Raw genomic sequence first — 23,943 nt, 5'->3', positions numbered from 1 at the left:
CACCAGGGTCTTCCGCTGGCTGCGGGGCACCTTTTTCACGGTGTGTGCGTCCTTGCGTTGCGATCGGGGCGCCGGGGCGCGTTGAGCAGGTGGGGCAGCAGGTCCGCCACCGCCCGCTGCCGCACGAGCCCCAGGCCTTCGGGAGAGTGAGATGCCGTTCGCCTGGTCAGGGGGGCCAGGGGCGGAACCAACGTGACCGGCACCTCGTCCGGAAGCTCGAACACGTCCAGGTCGAGCGGCAGCACGAAGAAGCCGGACCAGTCCTCGTCACGCTCGGCGTCCCTGATGCGCTTCATCGCGTTGTTGAGCCGCGCGCTCGTGTCCAGATCACGCACATGCTCCCGGCGGAGGTCCCGGTACCGGGTCGTCCAGCTCGGTGCGCCGTGCGGCAGCCCGAGGTCGAGATAGGGGTTGGAGGCCGCCGGTCTGTCGTTGCGCTGAACCGCTTGACGTCGGCGGAGCATACGAAGGTTGGACTCGGCCCTCTCGTGCGCGTCGTGGATGCCCTCCAGGACCAGGGCCGCCGCATCGAGTTGCTCTTGGAGCAGCAGCGTGTACGCGTGGAAGTTGAGGGCCTCGGCCCGACAGGCCGGGTCAGCGGCCTCGTACGACACCAGCTTGTCGATCTGGGCGGAGGCACGTGCGAGGTCGTTCATGCACAGCAGGTCGTAGGCCTGGCGCAGGGCCATCAGCGCGTGCAGCGGCGAGCGCGACGGGTTGACGGCCGCCTTGGGCTCCCACAGGGCGAAAATGAGCCGCCACAACCCCCGGTCCTCCCATATGTCCCGGTCCCAGTTGCCGACCGCGACCCCGTCCAGGAGCCGGCGCAGTCGGAGCACCAGGTCACGGGGCAGCTCCCGTTCCAGCTCCTTCACGACCGAGGCGTCGCCGTCGGCGACCCGCTCCAGGAGGTCGTAGACGTCACCGGCCGAGGGCAGCGGCTCGCCCCCGGCGAGGAACGCGTTCCGCCGCTCCCGGGCCGTCCATTCCAGCGTGGTCGCCTGCTCGGCGGTCACCTGGTCGGGGACCAGCCGGGCCTTGAGGTACGCGTGATCCGTCTCCTCGGCCCGGTACTGCCAGGGCTGGTGCTCGGGACCGACCACTCCGGCGTCGATCAGGTCGTCGAGGACGCTCAGCGGTATCCAGGGGAGCACCCGCGGCAGCATCCGGGACGGGAAGGCGGCCGTACTCTCCGCCGCGAACGCGGCGAGGAGAGCGAACGCCCCGGAGGGGTCCTCGCTCCCGGGGACAGTGAGCCTGTCATCGCCAGCCGTCAGCGCGGTGAGCCGTTGCTCCCCGACTTCGGACAGCCAGAGGAAGCCGCCCGCGTGAACCTCCGTGAGCGTCGCGGCGACCGCGGCCGGGTCGGCCCGTTCAAGGACGGCCCGGACAGCGGGCAGCAGCCGGTCGTCCGGCTCGTCGCGCAGCGCGTCGGCGAGTGCGTCGTGCGCGGCTTCGTGGGCGAGGTCGGCGAGTTGCCGGAGCATGGTGTGGGCTCGCGTCACCGCCTGGGCTCCGAGCACCCCCACCTTCCGCCATCTGCGTACGGTGAACCCGTCGATCCCCGAGTCCGCGCTCTGGGCATCTCTGCGCTCCCTGAGCGCCCTCAGCCGCTCCCGCTCCCGTGCGACCGCCGCGGTCCGCGACCTGGGCACCGACTGCCCTGCGCCGCCGGCCGGCGGCGGACTCGTCACTCTCCGGTTCCTTCGTGGCGGGGGCCATGGCCCGGGGGCGGGGTGAGGGTGGAGGTGTAGTTCTCGCCGTCCACGAGGGGCGTGGTCAGGCTGACGCCGGCCGCCGCCATACGGTCGTACTCGGCGAGGATGAGGTCCTTGGTGCGGTAGGTGCCGTACTTGGCCTCGTCCTTCCGCTTGACGATGGGGAAGGTGTCGAGGATGTAGTCGACGTCGTCCCGGTTGATCCCGTAGAGGTGGAAGAAGAGGGCGTCGAGCTCGGCACGGATGACGGTGCGGCGGTCTTCGTTCCAGATGAAGGGGGCGCCGATGTCGCCGAGGTCGCGGGCGAAAGGAGTCAGGTCGTCGGCGGTGCAGGTGAGCTCAGCCACTCGCTGCCTGATGAACTCCGCGTGCTCAACCAGATCCCCTGGAGCAAGGACGGGGAACTGGTTACAGATGAAGAAGTTCAGGTGGACACCGCCGACCTTGAGTCGAGCCGCGTAGTCCAGAACATACGAACTGAGGCAGGCGAGAAGTTCCGCCACTCGACTCGTCAGCCCCTCACTGACGATGGACACGGGAAGGCTATTGGCAGCGGCCGAATCAGGGATAACGCTCACAATGACAGTGCGCTCGTTAGTGGAGCTCGTCACGTCTCTCCACCCCAGATGCCACTTCTGGCGCCATCCCCTGTTGTCAAGCTTGTCTCGAACCTCAGGCTCGGCAACCCAGTTGTTGGGAATGACGGAGCGCCTGCGATCCTTCCACGCTTCCTCGTTCAAGTACTCCGGCTGGTTCTGGCGCTGGGCAGCCGTTTCGCTTTTCACGACGTCTGCCGCGCGATGGTTGTAGAAGTCAACCATCTTGGCTTCGTACAGGGGCAGCATCCTGGCTTCCCTCTTGGCGAAGACGTTGCCGCTGAGGTGCCACTCCTCAGACTCCAGGTCCTCGCGGGTGTGGAAGAGGTGCGAGTCGTGGGACATGTCGAACATCCTCAGGAACGACACGCCCCACGGGTTACCCTTCGGGTCGTCTCCCTTGATCAGGATCGGGACACGGCGGTAGATACCCAAGGTGATCTCGGCGTCGCGGCGGGAGCGGAACACCGGGCACGTGCCCGTGTTCGGGTTGAGAAGGGTGATCTCCTCCGGTGTGAGCGTGAACGCCTTGTCCGCCTCGTCCAACTCCGCCGGGTCGTGGAGGAAGAAGGCGAACCGAGCGGCAGGCTCGCGCAGTGCCCGGCCCGTCAGGGACAGGATGCTGAACTTCATACGGGAGTCCACGTCCGGGAACAGGCCGGCCCTGTTCTCGAAGTCGTACAGCGCCGCAATCGAGCCCTTCTGCACCAGGTTCTTGAAGAAGTACTGCGTCCGCGCGTCCGTCGCGATGCCCGTCGGCACGATGACGCCGACGCGGCCCCGCTCCCCCATCAGTATCCGGTCCGTCTCCGCGAACACCGCGTACAGGTTCAGGTTGCCCTGGCCCGTCAGCGGCACCCGCTTCGACCGGCGCAGGAAGTGGCTCTCCGCGTAGACGGCACGCTTCGCCGCCGCGTACTCGCCGTACAGCTCCAGCGTGTCCGGGTCGTCCTGGAGCTTGGCGATCTGCTTCTTGCGGGCGCTCGCGTTCGAGATGGCAGCGATCTCCGGGGCGCGCTGCGCGAAGAACTCCTGTTCCTTCAGCTCCACGCTGTCCCACGGCGGATTCCCGAGCACGCAGTCGAAGCCGCCCGCCCAGCCCGTCGCCTCGTCCACCGTCCCCGTGACAACCCCGTCCGGAACGGAGAACACCTCCGGGAACTCCAGGTGCCAGTGGAAGAAGTGGTACTGCTCCCGCAGGCGCACGATCTCGTCGTGGGTGGCCTTCGAGGTGCTGGACGCGTCCGGGTCCTCCAGGGAGCGGAAGAGACCGTGGGTGACCGCCCTCGGAGCCTCCGGGGTCTTCAGCCACATGAAGGCCGCGCACCAGGCGTCGGCGAGGTGGAGGGCGTTGAGGTAGTCGGAGGACTTCTCCCACTGTTTGTATGCCGCCGCCTGGCCCCGTACCTCACGCAGGTTGTCCGAGGGGGCATGGGTGATCCGGCGCATGCCGGCCGCGAGGGTCGTGTTCGCGACCTTCACGCCTTCGTCCTCCATGTCGAAGAGGGTGAACTGGCCCTTCCGCTCCTCGGCGTTCAGCTTCCCCAAAGACTTGGCGTGCTTCTTGTCGTCGCCCTCCGTCGCGATGAACGCCTCGTCCGGAATCCCGCCCCGCAGCAGCTTCGGCGTCGCCCCGATGAGCGCGTTGCCGTGCTTCACGTGAGCGTCCAGGAAGCCGAGCGGCTTGCCCGGTTCCAGGGCCTCCAGCCACAGCGACACCTTGGCCAGTTCGACGGCCATCGGGTTGAGGTCCACGCCGTAGACGCACCGCGCCACGACCTCGTGCAACGCATGGCGCACGGACTCAAGGGTGGGCTCCGGGTTGCGCTCCCGTACCGCCGCGACCCGCTTCGCGATGCGGCGCGACGCCGCCACCAGGAAGTGGCCCGAACCGCAGGCCGGGTCGCAGACCGTCAGGGAAAGGAGTTCGCGGACGATCGCGTCCGACGGGTCCGGGTCGCCCGCCGCGCTCGCCGTCTGCTCGCCGCGCTTGACCGCGTCGTCCAGGACCGGGTCCAGGGCGGAGTCAAGGAGGCATTCGATGAGCGAGGACGGGGTGTAGTACGAGCCCGTCGTCTTCCTCGTGTTGCCGGCCAGCTCCACCAGCTCGAAGGTCCGGTCGGCCGCGCTGTGCTGCGGGACCAGTTCGAGCAGGGACTCGTAGATCGAGCCCAGTTCCTCGGCGTCCAGGTGGCGGTAGTCGACGGTGCGCCAGCGCCGCGAACCAGCGTCCCGGACCTGGGAAAGGTGGCGTACAGCCGTGAGGAGGTACTCGTTCGAGAGGGACAGGCCCTTCAGCGGGGCGTCCACGTCCGTCTCGTCGAAGATGCCGCCGAGGCCCGGCAGGCCCAGTTCCGGGCGGCCGTTCTCGTCGCCGAGGGCGTCCAGGACGATCCGAAGGGCCTGGTAGAGGTCGCCGTGGGCCGTGCCTCTGCGGCGGCGGGCGTGGGCGCGCAGGCGAGCCGAGGAGAAGTACGACGCATAACGCTCCCGCGCCTGCTCCGTCGCCTCCTTGCCGTGCAGGACATCGCGGTCCTCCGCCACGAAGACGAACAGCAGGCGGTAGACGAGCCGCAGCAGCGCGCCGTGCAGGGCCTTGACGTCCGTGTCCTCGCGCAGGGCCGTGTTCGCCGGGTGGCGCAGGAAGCCCGTGCCCAGGGTGGTGATGGCCTCCTGGACGCCCTTGCGGAGCTGGTCCAGGGCCCGCGTGCCGGACGCGATCGCCTCCGTACGCCACTTCTCCAGCCAGCAGGCGGACGGGGCCGCGCCCTCCGCCACCGCGAAGCGGGAGACGTGCAGCAGGCGGTACAGGAGCACGAACTCGCTGAAGAGTTCGCCGTCGAAGATGGCTTCGAGGTCGAACTCGACGTACGAGGCGGTGGCGAGCGCGCTGGAGTCGCGCAGGATCCGGAGCCGGCGGCCGTTGGTGAGGACGCCCCACAGGTGGGCCTCGGTGCGGTTCAGGCACTCCTGGACGAGGGACTGGGGCGGGACCGTGCCCGCTCCGCCGGTGCGCTTGTCCAGGTCGGCGTTCCAGGCCGTCATGTGGAGGAGGGCGTGGTTCCAGCGGTGGCTGATGGGGAAGACGCGGTCGGGGTCGCTGTCCGCCGGGATGCCGGTGGCGCCGATCGGGGTCAGGCGGCCGAAGCCCAGCTCGGCGAAGAGCGGTTCCAGCCACTGGGAGACGGCCAGGCCGGTCGGGTCGGCCGGGGTCTCGGCGTCCGGGGCGACCGGCAGTTTCTCGCGCAGTTCGCGCCAGACGGACTTCAGGTAGTCCCAGTGGCGTTCGGCCTCGTCGCGTACGGAACGGGCGCCGATGACCTGGTAGTCGGCGGGAGCGGAGCCCTTGACGTCCTTGCCGTCGGCGATGCGGATCAGCATGTCGGCGGGGAGCAGGCCGCCGACGGTGTGGACGGCGGAGAAGACCTGGTTGCGGGTGGTGGCGGACATCAGACGGCGGCCTCTCCGGACGCGGCGGGCAGGTAGACGTAGACGCCGAGGACGTCGGCCGGCTTCTGGGCGGTGACCCGCAGGCCGCGGACGATCTCGTCGGAGGCGCGGCGGACGCGGCGGTGGGACTCGTGGAGTTCGGCGGAGAGGGCGTCGCCGTACTGCTCCAGGTGGTCGGTGACGGCCGGGAGCTGGCCGAGGACCCGGGTCATCATGTGCTCACCGTGGTCGGGGTCGACGCTGTTGGCGGCCTGGGCGGCGAGGAGGGCGTGGGCCTGGTCCTCGGGCAGCCACACGGCGTTCTTCGGGGAGCCCTGGAAGGCGAGGAGGCGGGCGTCCTCGGCGACGAGCTGCTTCTCCCCCTGCCGGGAGGGCAGCGTGAGGTGGAAGCGGTAGCGGACGAGGAGCAGGGTCGTGCGGGTCTCGACGGCGCGGGTGGAGACGACACCACAGCGGCGGGCGGGGCGGCGGCCGTCGGCCTGGCTGTCGAGGGCGGAGTTCAGGACGTGGGCGGCGATGGCACCGACGACGGGGTCGGTGCGGACGAGGGCGGCCTCGCCCCGGGCCACCGCCGAGGTCGTACGGAACGGGATGGGGCGGGCGCCTTCGACGGCGGCGGAGCCGACGACGGGGGCGAGGGCGTCGCGCAGGCCGGCGGAGGTGCCGCTGACCTCGGCGGTGAAGTCGCCGGAGCCGTCGCCCGCCTCCACCAGGTGGGCTTCCAGGGCCGCGAGGGAGGTCCGTACGAAGTCATTCACCTCGTCGGCGCGGCCGAGGGTGTCGCGGATGGCGAGGACCTCGCGGGCGACCTCCTCCGGGTGGATGGACCGCTGGGCGAACCGGGAGCGGGAGCGGGTCTCGCGTTCGGCGGCGGACTTCCAGTCGGCCTCCAGGTCGGCGAAGCTCTGCTGGAAGGAGTCTGCCTCGAAGAGGGTGCCCTGCTCCCCCTCCCGGCCGCGCAGCAGCAGCCACTCCACGATGGCGTCGGTGACGCCGGAGGAGGTCTCGTCGGGGACGGAGACGGAGATGCCGAGGTCCTTCTTGATCTGGCGGTGCTTCTTGATGAGGACATCGAGGACCTTGCCGTCGATGCCGTTGTCGCTGCCGTACAGGGTGATGACCCGGACCTCGTCGCGGTGCTGTCCGTAGCGGTCGACGCGGCCCTCGCGCTGGTCGTGGCGGGTGGGGTTCCAGGCGAGGTCGTAGTGGACGACGGCGTCGAAGTGGTGCTGGAGGTTGACGCCCTCGGACAGGCAGTCGGTGGCGACGAGGACACGGCGGGCGGCGGCCTCCTGGCCGGCCTCCTCGGCCAGTTCTTCGATGCGCTCGATGCGCTGCTGGGGCGAGATCGTGCCCGTCACGGCGCGGACGACGGTCTTCTTGCCGAGCTTGCCGTCCAGGTGCTCGGCGACGTACTCGGCGGTGGGGATGTAGCGGCAGAAGACGATCGGGTGATAGCCGTCAGCGAGCAGCGCCTTGAGATGTTTGACCAGGGCCTTCAGCTTGAGGTCGCCGTCCGGGCCCTCCAGGGCGGCGGCCCGGTCGGCGAGTTCGGCGAGGCGGGCGCCGGCGTCGTCGGTCTCGGCGCCGGGGGCCACGTCCATGCCCTCCAGGCTGTCGCTGTCGGCCGCGTCGCGGGTGAGGGGCGCGCCGAAGCGGTCGGCTTCCTCGGCGCTGACGGCAGCGGCGGCGGCGGAGCGCGTACGGAGGGTCTGGGCGGCGGCGCGCGGGGAGGAGACGAGGGAGCGGAGCAGGGCGATCGCGGACCACCAGGCGATACGGGCCTCGCGCTTGCCCTGGCTGTCGGCGGCCTCGACACGCTCGCTCGCGTAGGCGATGGCGTCGTCGAGGAGGGCGCGGTAGGCCGGGGACAGCTTGTAGGTCTCGTCCTTGAAGAAGCGGTCGGACGGGAACGCGGTCCGCTCGGCCAGGCTGTCGTCGCCGAGGCCGTCCTCGGTCGTCAGGTACTGGCGCACGTCGGCGCGCTTGCGCTGGACGAAGTGCTGGGCGAGGAGTCGTCGGCCCTGGTCGGAGTCCAGGTCCGTGCCTGCCAGTTCGGGCCTGACCAGGCCCAGAAGGTTGCGGAAGGCGGACTCCTTGCCGCTGTGCGGGGTGGCGGTCACGAGGAGCAGGTGACGCTCGGCGTCCTCGGCGATCCGGCGCAGCAGCTCGTAGCGGAGCTGGTTCTGTGTGGAGGTGGTGTCGTCGGCGGCGACGCAGGTGTGGGCCTCGTCGACGATCACCAGGTCGGGGCAGTGCTTGACGAAGTCGTCGCGGTGGCGGGTGGACTTGATGAAGTCGGTGGAGACGATGACGTGGGGGTACTTGTCGAAGAGCGACTGGCCCAGGTCCAGGCCGCGCTCCAGGCGGGAGACGGTGGAGGCGAGGACGAGTTCGGCGTCGAGGCCGAACTTGGTGCGCAGCTCCTCCTGCCACTGCTCGGCGAGGGCCGGTGAGCAGAGGACGGCAAGGCCGCGTGCCTCGCCCTGGGCGAGGAGTTCGCTCGCGATGAGGCCGGCCTCGACGGTCTTGCCGATGCCGACGTCGTCGGAGATGAGGAGCCGTACGGTGCTCTGCCGCAGCGCCATGAGGAGCGGGACGAGCTGGTAGGCGCGGGGTTCGACGGCGATGCCGGCGAGGGAACGGAAGGGGCCGGCTCCGGAGCGGAAGCCGATGCGGAGGGCGGAGCGCAGCAGTCCGGCGGCGCGGTGGTCGCCGAGGTCGGCGGCGGACGGCGGGGCGAACTCGGCGCCTCTGACGTCCTCGAAGGCGGGGAAGACGGCGGCGATGTCGTCGTCGGAACCGCCGAGCGGGCGCAGGACGAGCATGTCGGGGGCGCTCTCGGGGAGCACGACCCATTCGCGGCCTCGGGCGGTGACCAGGGAACCGGCGGAGTAGGTGAGCGTCATCGGGTGAGTCCTCGGGGTCCTCGGGTGGTCGGTCGGTTCCGTGGTCAGGAGGCGGCGGGGCCGCCGAAGTAGCGGGCGTGGCGGGCGACGACGGCGTCCCAGTCGGCGGGGTCGGCCGGGAAGCGGACGACGCCCCAGCCGGCGTCGTAGAGGCGCTCCTCGGCGTCCTCGTCCCGGGTGGCGTCCTCCTCCCTGTCCGGCCCGTCGACGAAGACGGCGAGGTTGACTCCGGGCAGGTGGTAGACGAAGTCGGGGAGGGCGGTGCCGACGAGGGTCTGGCCCTCGTCGGGCAGGCGCAGGCCGTGGTCCCTGAGCCAGTTGACGAGGGTCTGCTCCAGGGGAGTGTTCGCCATGTCGTCGGCGTCGTCGGCCGGCGTGTCGGCGAGCTTCGGGGCCGTTCGCCCCAGCTCCTCGACGAGCCGCCGGTGCTGCTCCGTCGGGGACTCGCCCCGCCCTTCGGGCTCGGACACGGCGGAGGCGAGGCGGCGCAGCAGGTGGACGACGGTGTGGCGGTCGATGGCCGCGTGGTCGAGCTGGTTGCCGTAGGTGAGCAGGCAGTCGTAGCAGCCGCGGGCGCAGTGCTGCTTGGCCTGGTCCACTCCGTGCTCGTCGAAGTGGCAGATCTCCAGGGCGCGGAGGGCGGCGGCGGCGAGCGCTCCGGGCTCGGCCTGGAGGCGGCGCAGGACTCCGGCGCCGCCCTCCGCGGCCTCGGTGAGCAGGAAGCGGTTGCGGGGACCGTCGTCGGGCGGGAGCAGTTCGCTGGTGAGCTCGGAGTCCTCCAGCTCGAACGCAGCCTCGACGCCCCGCTCCAGGGCGTACATGAGAGTGAGGGCGATGGGTTCGGGCAGCGGCTCGTCGAGGGTGACGACGAGGATGTTGCGGCGGTCCTCGACGAAGGGGACGACTCGCTTCTTGCGGCGCTTCTCGTTGCCGTCCGGGTCGATGACCGGCATCTCGCTGGAGTCGCCGGACGCCTCGGCGGCATCGCGTTCGTTCATCCAGTGGCCGCTTGCGGGGTCGAGCCAGTAGCCGTCCTGCTCGTTCTCCTTGGCGCGCAGCCGTCCCTTGTTGGTGATGCGGACGGTGGCCGAGTCGCCGTACGAGATCGTGGCGAGACTACCCGCCGGGTCCGAGACGTGGGCGTCCTGGCGGCCCTTGCGGATGCCGTGGTCCTGGAAGCGGTACGAGATCTCCAGCCGGAATCCGGCCCTGCGGCGCTCCTCCTCGTCGGAGGAGATCCGCTCCCGGCGCTGGGTGTAGACGGTGTGCAGGTGCAGCAGGTTGTAGGCGGCGGCGCCGAGCGGCTCCTTGCACATGTCGCAGACGTCGGCGCGCTGCTCGGGATCGTGGTGGTAGCCGCAGTGCTTGCAGCGGGTGGCCGCGGTGGTGGCGATGTCACCGGAGGAGTCCGGGGGCAGCTGGACGCGGGTCACCTGGTAGCGGGCGCCCTCGTGGTAGATCAGCGCGCCGGGGCCGAACTCGCGGATGGCGAGGAAACGGGGGCGCTGGAGGTAGTCGCCGTCGCCGTGGCGGCGGCCGGTGGTCGGGATGTAGGCGGCCAGCGGCAGGCGGGGGAAGGAGTAGCCGGGCAGGAAGCCCTCGGAGGCGAGGTAGCGGTAGGGGTTGAAGTCGGAGAGGACGGACCGGCTGTCCGGGGTCTCGTTCTTGAGGAGGTTGAGCTGGGTCTCGGCCTCCTTGCGGCGGCCTGTCGCACGCCGCCGGTCCCCTTCCGTGAGGGTGTGGTCGAGGACCCGCTTGTTCTGGACGTACTGGTCGACGAGGGCGGCCCGGAAGAGGTCGCGCCAGCGGTCGAAGGCGCGGTCGAAGCGGTCGGGGGCGGTGCGGACGCGGTCCTCGATCCAGCGTTCGTCCCACCAGACGGTCGTGGCGAAGTCGGGAAGCAGCGGGCCGAGGACCCGGTGGGCCGCCGCCACCGTGCGGGCCTGCGCGTCGGCGTCGCGGGAGGCGGCGTACAGGTCGTCGTGGAGGTGGAGCGCCGGGTTCGGGCGGCCCAGGCTCTCGTCGTACGCGATGTCGATGATCTGCGGGATGGCGCGGCCCAGCTTCAGCCCCACCTCGGCGAGCCAGATGCCCTGGAGGTGGGAGAGGACGAGGTCCTCGTTGGCGAGGTCGAGGCGGGGCGGGGCGACTGCACCCGCCACCATGCGCTCGGAGTGGCGGAAGTAGTACTGGTCGTGGCTGTTGCCGGTGGCGCAGTACGTGGTGACGAGGGCGGGCTGGCCGCTCCGGCCGGCGCGTCCGCTGCGCTGTGCGTAGTTGGCCGGGGTCGGCGGCACGTTGCGCATCATGACCGCGTTGAGGGACGAGATGTCGACTCCCAGCTCCATGGTCGGGGAGCAGTAGAGGAGCTTCAGTTCGGCCTTGCTGAACGCCTCTTCGCGGCGCTCGCGCTCGGCCGGGTCGACCTGGGCGGTGTGCTCGCGGGCGAACAGGCCGGACAGTTCGACGGCGGCGTTGCGGTAGAGGTCACGGAAGAAGGTGTTGACGCGCGGTCCGTCGCCACTGGCGTACGTGCGGGTCAGCGGGTCGTGGGCGCCGGACTCGCCGGGGCCGGCCCGCCAGATGAGGGAGGCGGCGGAGATCCGGTAGCCGGTGGCGGCGGGACCGGTCGGCGCGCGGAAGCGGCCGGCACGCTGGGGGGCGGCGCTGACCTCGGTGACCAGGCCGGCCTTCGCGAGCACCTTCAGCAGGTCCTCGATGATCTTCTGGAGGTCGGTGTTGTCCAGCTTCACGCCGTCGCGCACGTCGAAGACCGTGGGTGCGGTGCGGCGCAGGTACTTGCCGAACTTGCCGCGGGCCGAGAGGAAGTGCCCGGACCGGTCCATGCCAGGGCTGGAGGGCTGCGGGTAGGCGGTCTTGACCCTGGGCGCGTCGGACCTGCCGAGGACCCACGGGTCGATGAGGCGTTCCTCGCTGGCACGCTGGAGGGCGTCGAAGTCGTCGCGGAAGTACTGGACGTCAATGGCGAGTTCGCGGCGCATGTCGTCCAGGAGCGTCCGCGTGATCTCGGCGCGCAGGGCGGGGTCGGCGTCGCGGAGCGCCGCATGCGTGTCCTGCCAGCGCTCGTCACGCTCGGCGACCCACTGGAGGTCCGCGTAGTCGATCGTCAGCAGACCGGTCCGCTCCAGGTTCGGCATGGTGATGCGCCAGCCGCTCTCCAGGTCGAGGTAGAGACGGAAGGCGATGACGTCACGCAGGGTCTTGGCCGCGTTGCGGGCGAGGGCGGGCGGCAGGTCCGACTGGCCGGTGTACTCGACGGGGTCCAGGGCGAGGGCGTTCGCCACGCGGGTGGCCAGCTCCTCGTGGTGGATGCCCTCTTCCCCGGCGTCCAGGGCGGCCCGGTAGAGCGCGCCGCGCAGTTGGGTGATCTGGACGAAGTCGTTGAAGTGGCCGGCCTGGAGGGAGGCGTCCTGGCGGTTGTCGACGAAGGTGAGGAGCTTGCGCGCCTCCTTGTCGAGGGCTTCCTCGGGAACGGCCTTGAGGGAGCGGACGACGGCCGCCGACACCAGGGAGGTGGCGGAGGACCGGCCTTCCTGGTCGAGGGTCGCGAGCTTCGCGAAGTCCTTGCCACGCGGCTGCTCGTAGGACACCGAGCACTGGATGCAGAAGCGGAACGGGGCCGGGATGAAGGCGGCGTCCAGGTCGCCCCGTCCCTCGTACCCGTAGGGATCGACGGTCACGGCGCGGGGCGCGCGCTCGCGGTACGACTTCCTGACGACTTCCTGACCACGGTCGTCGAGCTCCAGCCACGACTCCGGCAGCTTGCGCTCGGCGACGGCCTCATCGAGCGAGCGGGGCCACGGGCGGCCGACGTAGAGGTAGCCGTCGCCGGCCCTGCCGCCCGTGGCGGAGGTGTCGCGGCGGGACTCGTAGCGGACCTCTCCGTCCTTCTCGGTGCGCCACACCGTCAGGTACTCCTGGCCGCACTCCCGGCAGAAGGCGAGCGGGATGAGGAGCTTGCCGTCGGTGCCGGGCTGCACCTGCTGGTAGTCACGGGTGAGGTGTCGGCTGGCCGGGTCGTCCAGGGTGACGTAGACGGTGTCGCCCTTGGAGAGGAACTGGTGGAGGCGGAAGGCGAAGAGGGGGCGCTCCGTGACGGGGTGACGGGCCTGCGAGCCGGCCTCCAGGGTGGCGCGCAGGGCCGCGGCGCAGTCCTCGACGGACACGCCGCTCTCCCGGGCGAGGTCCTCGGCCGCGTCCTCGATCTTGGCGGGCTTCTGGCGGACGAGGCGGTCGGTGAGGGTGTCGGTGGCCAGGCCGAAGCGGGTCTCGATCCAGCGGGCAAGCGGGTCGCGGACCAGGTCCGCGTACGCACGGGGCGCGTCGGTGGTGCGCAGCCGCTCGGCAGGGACGGTGTCGGGGGCCGGGTCGGTGGCTCGGACCAGGGTCTCGCCGATGACGTGCTCGGTGCGGATCCTCGTGCCGAAGAGCTTGGAGGCGACGCCCGCGACCACGCTCTTCTGCTCGTCGATCGTGCCCTCGGTGGACATGGTGGCGGAGGTTCCGACGCACTGGAGACGGTCGGCCTGGCACGCCTCGCGGACGCGGCGGATGAGCAGGGCGACGTCGGCGCCCTGGCGGCCTCGGTAGGTGTGGAGTTCGTCGAAGACGAGGAATTCGAGGCCCTTGGCCATCCGGACGAGGCTGTCTCGGTCGTCGGGACGGGTGAGCATCAGCTCCAGCATCACGTAGTTGGTGAGCAGGATGTCCGGCGGGTTGTCACGGATCTCCCTGCGGGCGGCGTCGTCCTCCTGGCCGGTGTAGCGGGCGAAGGTGACGGGCTCGCGTCCTGCGCCGTAGCCGTCCCTCAGGTACTTCTCCAGCTCCTTGAGCTGGCTGTTGGCCAGGGCGTTCATGGGGTAGACGATGATCGCGCGGACTCTCTTGGCCGTCCCTCGCGGCTCCGTCTCCCGGTCCCTGAGGACCTTGTCGACGATGGGCACGATGTAGGAGAGGGACTTGCCCGAGCCGGTGCCGGTGGTGAGGACGTAGGACGCCCCGGACCGGGCGGCGTCGACGGCTTCGCGCTGGTGCTGGTGGAGGGTGAGCGGGCGGCCGTCGCAGACGGTGCCGCCCCTGGCCTTCTTCGCCTGGAAGATCCGCGCGCACTCGGGGTGGAGGACGCCCTGGGAAGCGAGCTCGGCAACGGTGCCGGCGGAGTCGAAGAAGGGGTTGAGGGAGATCCACGGGTTGGGCCACTGGGACTTGGCGTCGAGGTCGCGCCGGACGAAGTCGGCGACGCGTTCGTCACGGATGATCGTGCCGCCCTGGGTGAAGGCGCGGTACTCGTCGATCAGGTCCCGGTGGACGCCGAAGACGTCCATGCCGGACGTGTGTGGGCGGGTCTGGGCGGGCGGCTGGTCGGCCGGAGCCTGCCGCGCCGTGGGCGTGGAGAGCGCGGACCGGTCCTGGAGGAGGCGGCCCACCGGGTCGAACTCGCGCCAGGCGGGCAGCGGTTCGGCGGGCGCGACGAACGGCAGCAGGGTGTCCCGTACCGCGGCGGCGCTCTCGGGGCGGTCCGCCGGATTCTTGGCGAGCAGGCGGTCGACGAGGCGGGCGAGCGCCTCGGGGACGTCATGCCGGACCAACCGGACCGGGTTCGGCGCCTGATGGACGTGCTTCTCGCCGAGCTCGTACGCGGAGGTGCCGACGAACGGCGGCACGCCGAGGAGCATCTCGTACAGGACGCAGCCGAGGGCGTAGAGGTCCGCCGCCGGGGTCACGGCTCCACCCTGGAACTGCTCGGGGGCCATGTAGCGGGCGGTGCCGACGGTGACGCCCGTGCTGGTGAGCTTGGCGCCGTCCGGGTCGTCGACGATCCGCCCCATGCCGAAGTCGAGGACTTTCACGAGGCCACCGCGGGTGAGCATGACATTGCGGGGCTTGAGGTCGCGGTGCACGACACCCTCGACGTGAGCGGCCTTGAGTCCCTCCGCCATCTGCGCGGCGATGGCCCCCGCCCAGGAGATCGGCAGCTGCGGCTCGTCGGCGACCAGGTCGGCCAGAGGATGGCCGTCGAGGAATTCCATCGCGAGGTAGGGCAGGCCGCCGTTCGTGTCGTCCACGCCGCCGGCGATCGTACGCGGGAGGTTGGGGTGCCGGCCGAAGGTCTGCATGATCCGCACCTCGCGGGCGAACCGCTCCACCGTCTTGGTGTCGCCGTGCGTGTCGATCCGCAGACCGGACCGGCGCCGGAGGATCAGCTTGACCGCCACGACGCGGTCGGCGTCGCCCGGGGCGGCATCAAGATCCTCGGCTCTGTGGACCTCACCCATGTTGCCCGAGTCCACAGCCCCCAGAAGCCGGAACCGCCCTGCGATCATCTCCGTCGCCACAGCCCATTCCCTTGCATCTTCGCGTGGCCCTGCGAGCACACGACTCCCCACGGGAGAATGCCGTGGAATGCGACACGGACAGACTCCCAGCCCCACAGGCAGCGTACACGATGCTTCCATCGTAAACAACACTTCAATGCGTTGACGGCGTCAACACGCATGCTGGTGGGTCACAGGTCGTGTTCGTCCATCAGGCGCATCAGGTTCCGTTTGCGCTTCTGGGAGGCGCGCAGGTCGGTGACGTACGTGGTGAAGTCGTCCGGCGTGCCGAGGTGACGGTGGCAGTCGCGGATGCTCAGGAGCAGGCTGACGAGCTGTTCGTAAGCGTGGTTGCCGGTCTGGCAGGTGAGCGGGGCGGCCAGGCGGTGGTAGACGGCGAGGGCACCGGCGGGGCGGGTGGCGCGAGATCGGTCGGCGAGGGTGAGCCACTGGCCGTCGTGGGCGCCGTGCTCCGTGGCCGCGCACCAAGCGGCATCCGTGTCCTTGTCGTCCAGGAAGACGTCGACGAGGACACGCCCACCGCAGCCTTTCGCCCGTTCCGCGTCGGTGCGCAACAAGGCCAGAGCCTTCTCGCGCTCGGGCGGCCAACATGCGGCGGCCCTGGCTACGGCGCGCAGCTGCTGGTAGGCAAGCAGGCTGCGGCGGGCGGCGAAGTGGTCACGGCGCAGGGTGACGGCGTCGGCGAGCCGGCCGGTTCGGGTGTAGCGGTCGGTGAGGTGGTCGACCAGGGCGGTGTCGACAGTGGCGAGGTCCTCAGCGTCGCGGATGCCGCGCTCGGCCCACTCCAGGGCTTCGGCGGGGCGACCGGCGGTGTCCAGTTCGCGGGCGATGAGCAGGTGGGTGTGACCATTCGGCGCGAGGTCGGCGGCGTGCACGGCGATCACCGTGTCGACGTCCCGGCCCGACTTCGCCAGGCGCTGCAGCAGGTGCCTCTCGGCCCAGCCGGTGCGGTTGGCCGTCCATGCTTCCGTCGCGTACCGGCGCAGGGCGATCAGTCCCTGCTCGCCGAGCAGGTCTTCGTAGTCGAGCGGGTCGATGTCCGTCAGGTCGGCCGCTTCGTCGAGCGCGTGGGTCACCAGCCAGTGCGCGAGTTCCTCGGGCTCGGGCGTGGCTTCATAGCAGGCGTCGCGATGGGCGTCGGCGAGGCCGGCGCCGATCTGGCCGAGCCAGCCGTCGGAGTCGTCGATGCTCTCGGCCACCCCGGCCAGCAGCCCGATCGCCTCCCGCGACAGCGCTATCGCGTCGGAGGCCCGGCCGGAGCCGGTCAGCGAGCGGATCGCGGACACCGCCTGCCCGGCCTGGTCGGCGTAGGCGCGGGCGTCGGCGTACTCGACGTAGCCGTACTGGGCGAACGGGCCGATGTCGAGCAGCTCACGGATGCGGGCCCGGATCCCGGCCAGGTCTCCGCGAGCACTCGCCGCACGCAGCTCCAGGCGGCGCCCAAGCTGCCGGTCCACGGCGATCTCGTCTCGTACGAGAGTAAGCAGTTCCTCCCGCGACAGGGCGGACAGCCAGGTATCGAGGCCGCGCGCCCGGTCCAGGGCCGACTCCCGCAGACGCGGGAGGTCCGCCTCCTGGGCGATCACGGTCAGGCCGAGTGCGACCAGGTGCTTGCAGAAGTTGCCCTCCTGGCCGTACGGACAGTCACACGTGCCCGCCGGCCCCTTCCCCTTGTGCCCACCCAGGACGAGCTCCGTCTCGTACCGTTCCGTTCCGTGCACCGACGCCCTGATCCAGCCGTCACCGAACTCCACACCGGACACCTCGTCGACGTAACCGAGCCCGCGCCCGAACGAACGCTCGCCGGCCAGCACCCTCAGCTTCGCCTCCGTAAGACCGCCCAAAACTCTCCGCGCTCCGCTCCGGCTCGGACTCCCCCACCAACTGCGCTCACACTAACGGCCGCCGGATCGAACAACCCCAGGGATCAGTACGGCGCCACCTCCGCGCGTCACTGCTGCTTTCAGCAACTCGCACGCCCTCCAAGTCCCGCCGGCTCCGCCGCCCGGCCGACGGATCCTCCTCGCACCAGACCGTCAACAACTGATTCCCTGCGGCGCCTCACGCCCCGCCTGTATGGTCGTCGACCACCCCGGCTCCCCGGGCCTTCCCCGAAAGGCGCCGCATGACCCAGCCCGCCACTGTGAACCTGACGAAGGCCTCGCCCACGGTCTCCCTGGACAAGCACGGCGTGACCTCGGGACTGATCAAGGTCAACCTCAACTGGACCTCACCGCAGGCCGCCGCCCAGCGGGCGGCCGGCGAGGCCCATGGCCTGTTCGGCCGGATACGGGCATCGCTGCGGTCGGCCGCGGCCAGGCATGTGGATCTCGACCTCGGCTGCATGATCCGCTGCACCGACGGCTCCAAGACCGTGGTGCAGGCACTGGGCAACGCGTTCGGCACGGTGGACCGCTTCCCGTACGTCGCCCTCGACGCGGACGACCGGACCGGCGCCCGGGAGACGGGAGAGAACCTCGTCATCAACTTGGACCACCAGGCCGAGTTCCAGAAGCTCCTGCTCTTCGTCTACATCTACGAAGGGTCCGGCGACTTCCGCGGCCTCGACGCCGTGGTGACGCTGACCTCCGACCGCGGTGACCGCTTCCGGGTGGTTCTGGACGAGTGCCCGCCGCAGGCACACGCCTGCGCCATCGCCCTCATCAAGCGGCAGAAGGGCGAACTCGTCATCGGCCGCGAGGTGCGCTGGTTCACTCCGCAGGACGGCCCCGGCGTCCAGGACGTGATCTCCCGCGCCTACCGGCTCGGCATGAAATGGACCCCCGGCCGGAAGTGACGCCCCCTGCCACGGACAGACCGCGTACGCCCTCAGGCGCACTCGACACTCGACCGGCATACGACCTTGCGGTTACCGGGAGCCGCCGCATTCCCTGCGGTCAGGCACACTCGGCCATCCATGCACGCGACCACCCACTCGTTCGAATCGAGGGCCGGTGCACGCACCCCTACAACGCCCCACGGCATCCGCCACGTTGCACCAGACTTTCAAAACAAGCCGGAAAGCATGCAATGGCAACCAAGCAGAACGTTTCGTTTTCGCGGAATGCGTGAGGCTGGGCCACTAACATAGAATCAGATGCTCTGATGACCTGGTAAAACATCGGAAAACGACGGCCCCCGGAGTCATGTGCGCGGTTTCGAATCCCGCCGGCGGAAAAGGCGACACTGGCTACCTCTTCAGGCGAACCCTCCACGCAGCACCCACCCTGCACCACGATCACTGACAGCATCCGCCCGTCACGCAGCCATAATCCGAGGGCAGACCATTGGAACGGCCGGTCAATGAACGTCAGCTTGCGGTTCTTGAGTGGGTGGAAGCCGGGTGTCCTGCCAGCGTATGGGAGACCAGCTCCTACAAAACCACCTGTCAGGCACTGCAGAACCGGGGCCTGGTCACGGTCTCCCGCAAGGGTGGGCAGTGGAGCGTCGCTCTGACGAGCGCCGGTCGGCACTACCTGGCACACGGCACGTACCCTCCCCGCAGGCCTCGCCCACGGAAGGCCCAGGCCGCCACTCCGCAACCGCCGCCCACCCGAGCGCAGGAAATTCCGGCAGCTGGGCGAAAGCCCAGCCCTCCTCCACGGCCTCGCGTGACCTTCACGGAGCAGTTGTTACAGGAGCTCGCGGAGGCGGGCGGCCGACTCATCAAGAGCGGCAGCGGTCCGGAGTTGGAGAAGTGGCCGTCGCGTGTAGCTACGGCGCGCAGATCCGGAAGGATCCCGGAGACGAAGGAGCTCTATGGAGGTTGGTGCCGTGGCGGGTACGAAATCAAGCTCGTCAACATGCCAGCCTGGCGCCTCGCGCCCCTCGAACCCGTCCCTGTGCCCTCGCGGCTCGCGCGGCCGCACAGCGTGGTCCGGGCCATGCAGAACGAACCCCAGCCGCTGGGCCTCACCAAGTCCGTCCAAGGACGCGCCCTCAGGCTTATCCAGGCGCTGATCATCGCCACCGAGAACGCAGGACACTCCAGTGCGGCAGGGCAGACCGGCTTCGCGCCCCCGCCCCATCGCCGCCACAGGGCGTCTCCCCACTTCACCATCACCGCGCAGGGCCAGACCGTGGAGTTCCTCGTCCTCCAGGAACAGGACCGGACTGAGCACGTCGCCACCGAGAAGGAACTCGCCGAGGCCAAGAAGAAGTCCTGGATCAGGATCCCCCGCTTCGACTACACCCCGTCCGAACGTCTCCGCTTCGTCCTCAGCGGCGGCCAGCCGCACCGGGCGAGCGAATGGTCCGACACCCCAGGGCGCTCCCTAGAGAACCAGCTCGCCGAGATCGTGCAGGAGGTCACGCTTCGCGGCGAAGCCGCTGAACGCAGACGTCTCGACGAGATCGAAGCAGCGCGCCAGAAGCGCATCCGCTGGGAAGCCGCCATGGACGAAGCGCGCGTCCAGTACGCAGAGGCGTATCGGGTCAGGCATTTCGAGGCGCAGGAAGCGGCATGGCGTCACGCCACCGGACTCGCGGAGTACGTCAGCGCCGTACGCACCCGAGTCGACGCCATGCCCCCAGGCCAGACCAGGACCGAAGCCGAAACGTGGATCGACTGGGCAGCAACACGCGTGGAGCGCCTCGACCCTCTGAACACACCGCCCCGACTGCCCGACATCCCCGAACCACGAGCCGACGATCTCAGGCCCTTTCTCGGGCACTGGAGCCCATACGGCCCCTGACACGACACGGACCGGACACCTCATCTAGCGTCACAGAACGTCACTACCGAGAAGGGATGGGCAGGGGCGGCCAACAGCTCAGCAGCCAGCGCCCCGGCCACCTCAGCGTGCCTGAGAGCAGACAGCTGAGGGCTCCACTCGATGGTCGGCAAGCCTGCATGACGACCCATCAGAAACCGTGCCGTCCGTGCGTCAAACGTGCGTCACGTGCGTCAGATATGCGTCAGATATGCGTCAAGATATCGCACCTAACGCACGTAACGCCCATAACGCACACTCGGAGAAACAGCAGGTCAGGAGCCCTTTGAGGCGGGCTCCAGGATCGCCACGCACTCCACGTGGTGGGTCATCGGGAACAGGTCGAACGCCCGCAGCGTCCGCACCTTGTACCCCCCGTCCCGGAAGTACGCCAGGTCCCGTGCCAGCGCCGCCGGGTCGCAGGCCACGTACGCGATCTTGCGTGCGCCCAGCCCCGACAGGTGCTTGACGACCTGCTTGCCCGCGCCCGCGCGCGGCGGGTCCAGGACGATCAGGTCGCACTCCGTGATGCCGGTGCGGGGCAGGACCTGGTCGACCTTGCCGTGTTCGATGCGGACCCGGTCCAGGTCCTTCAGGTTGTGGCGGGCGTCCTCGACCGCTCGCTTGCCGGACTCGATGCCGAGGACCGCGCCCTTCTCGCCGAGGCGCTGGCCGATGGCGCCGGCGAACAGGCCGACGCCGCAGTAGAGGTCGAGCGCCGTGTCGTTCTTCCGGGGCAGCAGGCCCTGCATGACCGCGCGGACCAGGGTGTTGGCCGCCTGCGGGTGGACCTGCCAGAAGCCGCCGGAGCCCACGCGGTAGGTGCGGTCGTCGGCGCGCTCGCGGACGAAGGCGCGGCCGTGGACACGGTGGACGCCGCCGTCCTTCTCGTCGACGCGGAGCACGGAGACCGGCTTGTCGAGTTCGACCAGGGGGAGCCGGCCGCCGGGCTTCGGGGTGAGGATGACCTGGCGGTCGTTCGAGCCGGTGGCGGTGATGGCCTCCACCGCGGCGATCTGGGGCCACTCGCGCTTCTCGACGCCGAGCTCCGAGACGCCCGGCGCGGCGATCAGGCAGCGGTCGATCGGCTGGACCTCGTGCGAGCGGTGCTTGCGCAGGCCGGCGCGGCCCTCGGCGTCGACGGCGTACTGGACGCGGGTGCGCCAGGCGGGCACCTCGCCGGCGGGGAGCTTGTCGCCCTCGGCCGGCATGACCGTGCCGTCCCAGCCGGCCTCCTCGGGGGTCAGGCCCGCCAGCCGCAGGAGCTGCTCGGCGATGACCTCGCCCTTGAGGCGGCGCTGCGCGCCCGGCTTGGCGTGCTGCCAGTCGCAGCCGCCGCACATGCCGGGGCCGGCGTACGGGCAGGGCGCCTCGACGCGGTCCTTGGACGGCTCGATGATCCGTACCGCGTCGGCCCGCAGGAAACGGGAGTCCGTGTCGCCGTCGGTGACCTTGGCGATGATCTTCTCGCCGGGGAGCGTGTGGCGTACGAAGAGCACCTGGTTCTCGGCGGTGCGGGCGATGCAGTGACCGCCGTGCGCGACGGGCCCGACCTCGACCTCGTACTCCTCCCCGACCAGCGACGACGTGGGTTCGTTCTGCATGAGGGGAGGCTCCAGGGAGAAAGGGGGCAAACGGTCGGGCCTGCGGCCGGACGACAGCCCACCAGTCTACGCGGACGCGGTCAGGGTGCTGACCACGACCGGCCCCGGCGCCCGCAGGTCTCCCTGGCCCCGGTCCGTCGTCCGTGCGGCGAGCGGCCTCACCAGGCACGGCCTCACCACGAGCCGAAACGCCCCGAGCCGACACACCGCAGCGGCCTCGCCACGAGCCGAGTCACCACAAGCCGAATCACCACGATCCGACTCGTCCCGCACGGGCCTCTCACCTCTTGCGGTTCGGCTCCTTGTGCCTCCGCTCCACCGGGCCCCGGCGGACCGAACCCGGGGCGTTCCAGTCCGCGCGCCTGCGCGCCCGCCTCTTCGCCGCCTCGGAGGACTGGAGCTGGTACGGGACGGAGGTCACCATGACGCCCGGGGTGAAGAGCAGACGGCCCTTCAGGCGCAGGGCGCTCTGGTTGTGCAGGAGGTGCTCGTACCAGTGGCCGACCACGTACTCGGGGATGTAGACGCTGATCACGTCGCGCGGACTCTCGCGGCGCAGGCCCTTCACGTAATCGATGACCGGGCGGGTCACCTCGCGGTAGGGCGAGTCGAGGATCTTGAGGGGGACGTTGACGGCGCGCCGTTCCCAGTCCTCGCGCAGCGCCTTCGTCTCGTCCGGGTCGACGCTGATCGAGAGCGCCTCCAGGTGGTCGGCGCGGATCAGTTTGGCGTAGGCGAGGGCGCGCAGCGTGGGGCGGTGGAGCTTGGACACGAGGACGATGGCGTGGACGCGGGAGGGGCGCACGCTCTCGTCCGCGGGGGTCTCGTCGGCGGCGATCTCGGCGGCGACCCGGTCGTAGTGCTTCCGGATCGCGGTCATCGTGCCGTAGAAGATGACCATGCCGAGCAGAGCCACCCAGGCGCCGTGGGTGAACTTGGTGGCGAGGACGATCACCAGGACCACACCGCAGAAGAAGGCGCCGAAGGCGTTGATGGCGCGGGAGCGGACCATGTGGCGGCGTTTGGCCTGATCCCGTTCGTCGGTCAGCAGGCGGTTCCAGTGCCGCACCATGCCGGTCTGGCTGAGGGTGAAGGAGACGAAGACCCCGACGATGTAGAGCTGGATCAGCTTCGTGGAGTCGGCCCCGTAGATCCAGACGAGCAGGATCGCCGCGCCGGCCAGCAGCACGATGCCGTTGGAGAAGGCCAGGCGGTCGCCGCGGGTGTGGAGCTGGCGCGGCAGGTAGCGGTCCTGGGCGAGGATCGAGCCGAGCAGCGGGAAGCCGTTGTACGCGGTGTTGGCGGCGAGGAAGAGGACCAGTGCGGTGGCGGCGGCGAGGACCATGAAGAGGAAGGACCCGTGGCCGAAGACCGCCTCGGCGACCTGGGCGATGACCGGGTCCTGGGTGTAGTCCGCGCCGACCGGGACGCCGTCGCGGATCAGGTCGGCCGCCGGGTTCTCTGCCATCTTGACGTCGGTGGCAAGGGCCAGGCCGATGATGCCGCAGAACATGGTGACGGCGAGCAGGCCCATCATGGCGAGCGTGGTCGCGGCGTTCCTGCTCTTCGGCTTCCGGAAGGCGGGCACCCCGTTGCTGATCGCCTCGACCCCGGTGAGGGCGGCGCAGCCGGAGGAGAAGGCCCGCAGGAGGAGGAAGACGAGCGCGAAGCCGGCCAGCCCCTCGTGTTCGGGCTTGATCTCCAGTTCGGAGGTGGGGGCGTGCATGGTGTCGCCGAGGACCACTCCCCGGAAAGCGCCCCAGAGGAGCATGAGGAAGACGCCGGCCACGAAGAGGTAGGTGGGAACGGCGAAGAGCTTCCCGGACTCCTTGACGCCGCGCAGGTTCATCAGGGTGAGCAGGACGATGGCGCCGATGGCGCAGAACGTCTTGTGCTCGATGACGAACGGGATCGCGGAGCCGAGGTTCTCGACGCCGGAGGAGATCGACACGGCCACGGTGAGGACGTAGTCGACGAGCAGGGCACTGGCGACGGTCAGTCCGGACTTGGGGCCGAGATTGGTGGTCGCGACCTCGTAGTCGCCGCCGCCGCTCGGGTAGGCACGGACGTTCTGCCGGTAGGAGGCGACGACGGTGAACATGAGGACGACGACCGCGACGGCGATCCAGGGGCTGAAATGGTACGCCGACACCCCCGCGATGGAGAGCACGAGGAGGACTTCTCCCGGCGCGTACGCCACCGAGGACAACGGGTCGGACGCGAAGACGGGGAGCGCGATGCGCTTGGGAAGGAGGGTCTCCCCGAGCTTGTCGCTGCGCAGCGCCCGGCCGATCAGGATCCGTTTGGGCAGGTCGGTCAGTTTGGACACGCTGAGGATCGTAAGCGGAGCCCGTGGCCGAAACGGACGCCCTTTCGACGTGGCACCGCAATCTCCTGCGGTCGGCGGAGAACGCCTCGCCATTCCTTAACGCGATCCTTGCGCTCGTTCGGCCTATTTTGCTTTCCCTTTGCCGGAGTGCGCGAGGATGCGGACACTCGGATGAGGGATTGACTTCCCCGGCGCTTAAGCTCGACTCCGGGCCGCACCGAGGGTGCGCGCACCGTTGTTGGCCCAGCAAGCTGAGAGAGAAGTGTGAG

9 protein-coding genes are annotated in these 23,943 nt (G+C 70.0%); 2 read left to right on the top strand and 7 right to left on the bottom strand.

Annotation, left to right across the window (positions count from 1 at the left end):
• Positions 1 to 35 precede the first annotated feature (35 nt).
• The 5 genes from PSQ21_RS28150 to PSQ21_RS28130 all read right to left on the bottom strand — a co-directional run bounded on the left by PSQ21_RS28150 (position 36) and on the right by PSQ21_RS28130 (position 16,873).
• Complete coding sequence (locus PSQ21_RS28150) at positions 36 to 1,694, bottom strand: hypothetical protein (RefSeq protein ID WP_274034078.1); 1,659 nt, start codon at positions 1,692 to 1,694, stop codon at positions 36 to 38.
• Complete coding sequence (locus PSQ21_RS28145; protein ID WP_274034076.1) at positions 1,691 to 5,764, bottom strand: Eco57I restriction-modification methylase domain-containing protein; 4,074 nt, start codon at positions 5,762 to 5,764, stop codon at positions 1,691 to 1,693. Before PSQ21_RS28145 ends, PSQ21_RS28150 begins: the two co-directional genes overlap by 4 nt.
• On the bottom strand, positions 5,764 to 8,673 hold the full coding sequence (locus PSQ21_RS28140; RefSeq protein WP_030770725.1) for a DEAD/DEAH box helicase: 2,910 nt from the start codon (positions 8,671 to 8,673) through the stop codon (positions 5,764 to 5,766). Before PSQ21_RS28140 ends, PSQ21_RS28145 begins: the two co-directional genes overlap by 1 nt.
• 44 nt (positions 8,674 to 8,717) lie before the next feature.
• Positions 8,718 to 15,017, bottom strand: coding sequence for a protein kinase domain-containing protein (locus PSQ21_RS28135; RefSeq protein WP_162638857.1), 6,300 nt, complete (start codon positions 15,015 to 15,017; stop codon positions 8,718 to 8,720).
• 182 nt (positions 15,018 to 15,199) lie between these two features.
• Positions 15,200 to 16,873 (bottom strand): SWIM zinc finger family protein, encoded by a 1,674-nt coding sequence (locus PSQ21_RS28130; RefSeq protein ID WP_274034074.1) that lies wholly within the window; start codon positions 16,871 to 16,873, stop codon positions 15,200 to 15,202.
• Between the two features lie 281 nt (positions 16,874 to 17,154).
• Between PSQ21_RS28130 and PSQ21_RS28125 the strand changes: the two genes are divergently transcribed.
• Positions 17,155 to 17,826, top strand: a complete 672-nt coding sequence (locus PSQ21_RS28125; RefSeq protein ID WP_056557577.1) for a hypothetical protein — start codon at positions 17,155 to 17,157, stop codon at positions 17,824 to 17,826.
• Between the two features lie 1,006 nt (positions 17,827 to 18,832).
• Positions 18,833 to 19,723 carry a hypothetical protein gene (locus PSQ21_RS28120; protein WP_274034071.1) on the top strand — a complete coding sequence of 297 codons (891 nt, stop codon included), beginning with the start codon at positions 18,833 to 18,835 and terminating at the stop codon, positions 19,721 to 19,723.
• 293 nt (positions 19,724 to 20,016) lie between these two features.
• Here the strand turns inward: PSQ21_RS28120 and PSQ21_RS28115 are convergent, their stop codons facing one another.
• Positions 20,017 to 21,345, bottom strand: coding sequence for a class I SAM-dependent RNA methyltransferase (locus PSQ21_RS28115; protein WP_274034070.1), 1,329 nt, complete (start codon positions 21,343 to 21,345; stop codon positions 20,017 to 20,019).
• A gap of 280 nt (positions 21,346 to 21,625) precedes the next feature.
• Positions 21,626 to 23,674, bottom strand: coding sequence for an APC family permease (locus PSQ21_RS28110; protein WP_274034068.1), 2,049 nt, complete (start codon positions 23,672 to 23,674; stop codon positions 21,626 to 21,628).
• Between the last annotated feature and the right edge of the window lie 269 nt (positions 23,675 to 23,943).

Origin of the sequence: Streptomyces sp. MMBL 11-1 (genome assembly GCF_028622875.1) — a bacterium.
Lineage (GTDB): Bacteria > Actinomycetota > Actinomycetes > Streptomycetales > Streptomycetaceae > Streptomyces.
This window is presented reverse-complemented; position numbering and strand designations above follow the sequence as displayed.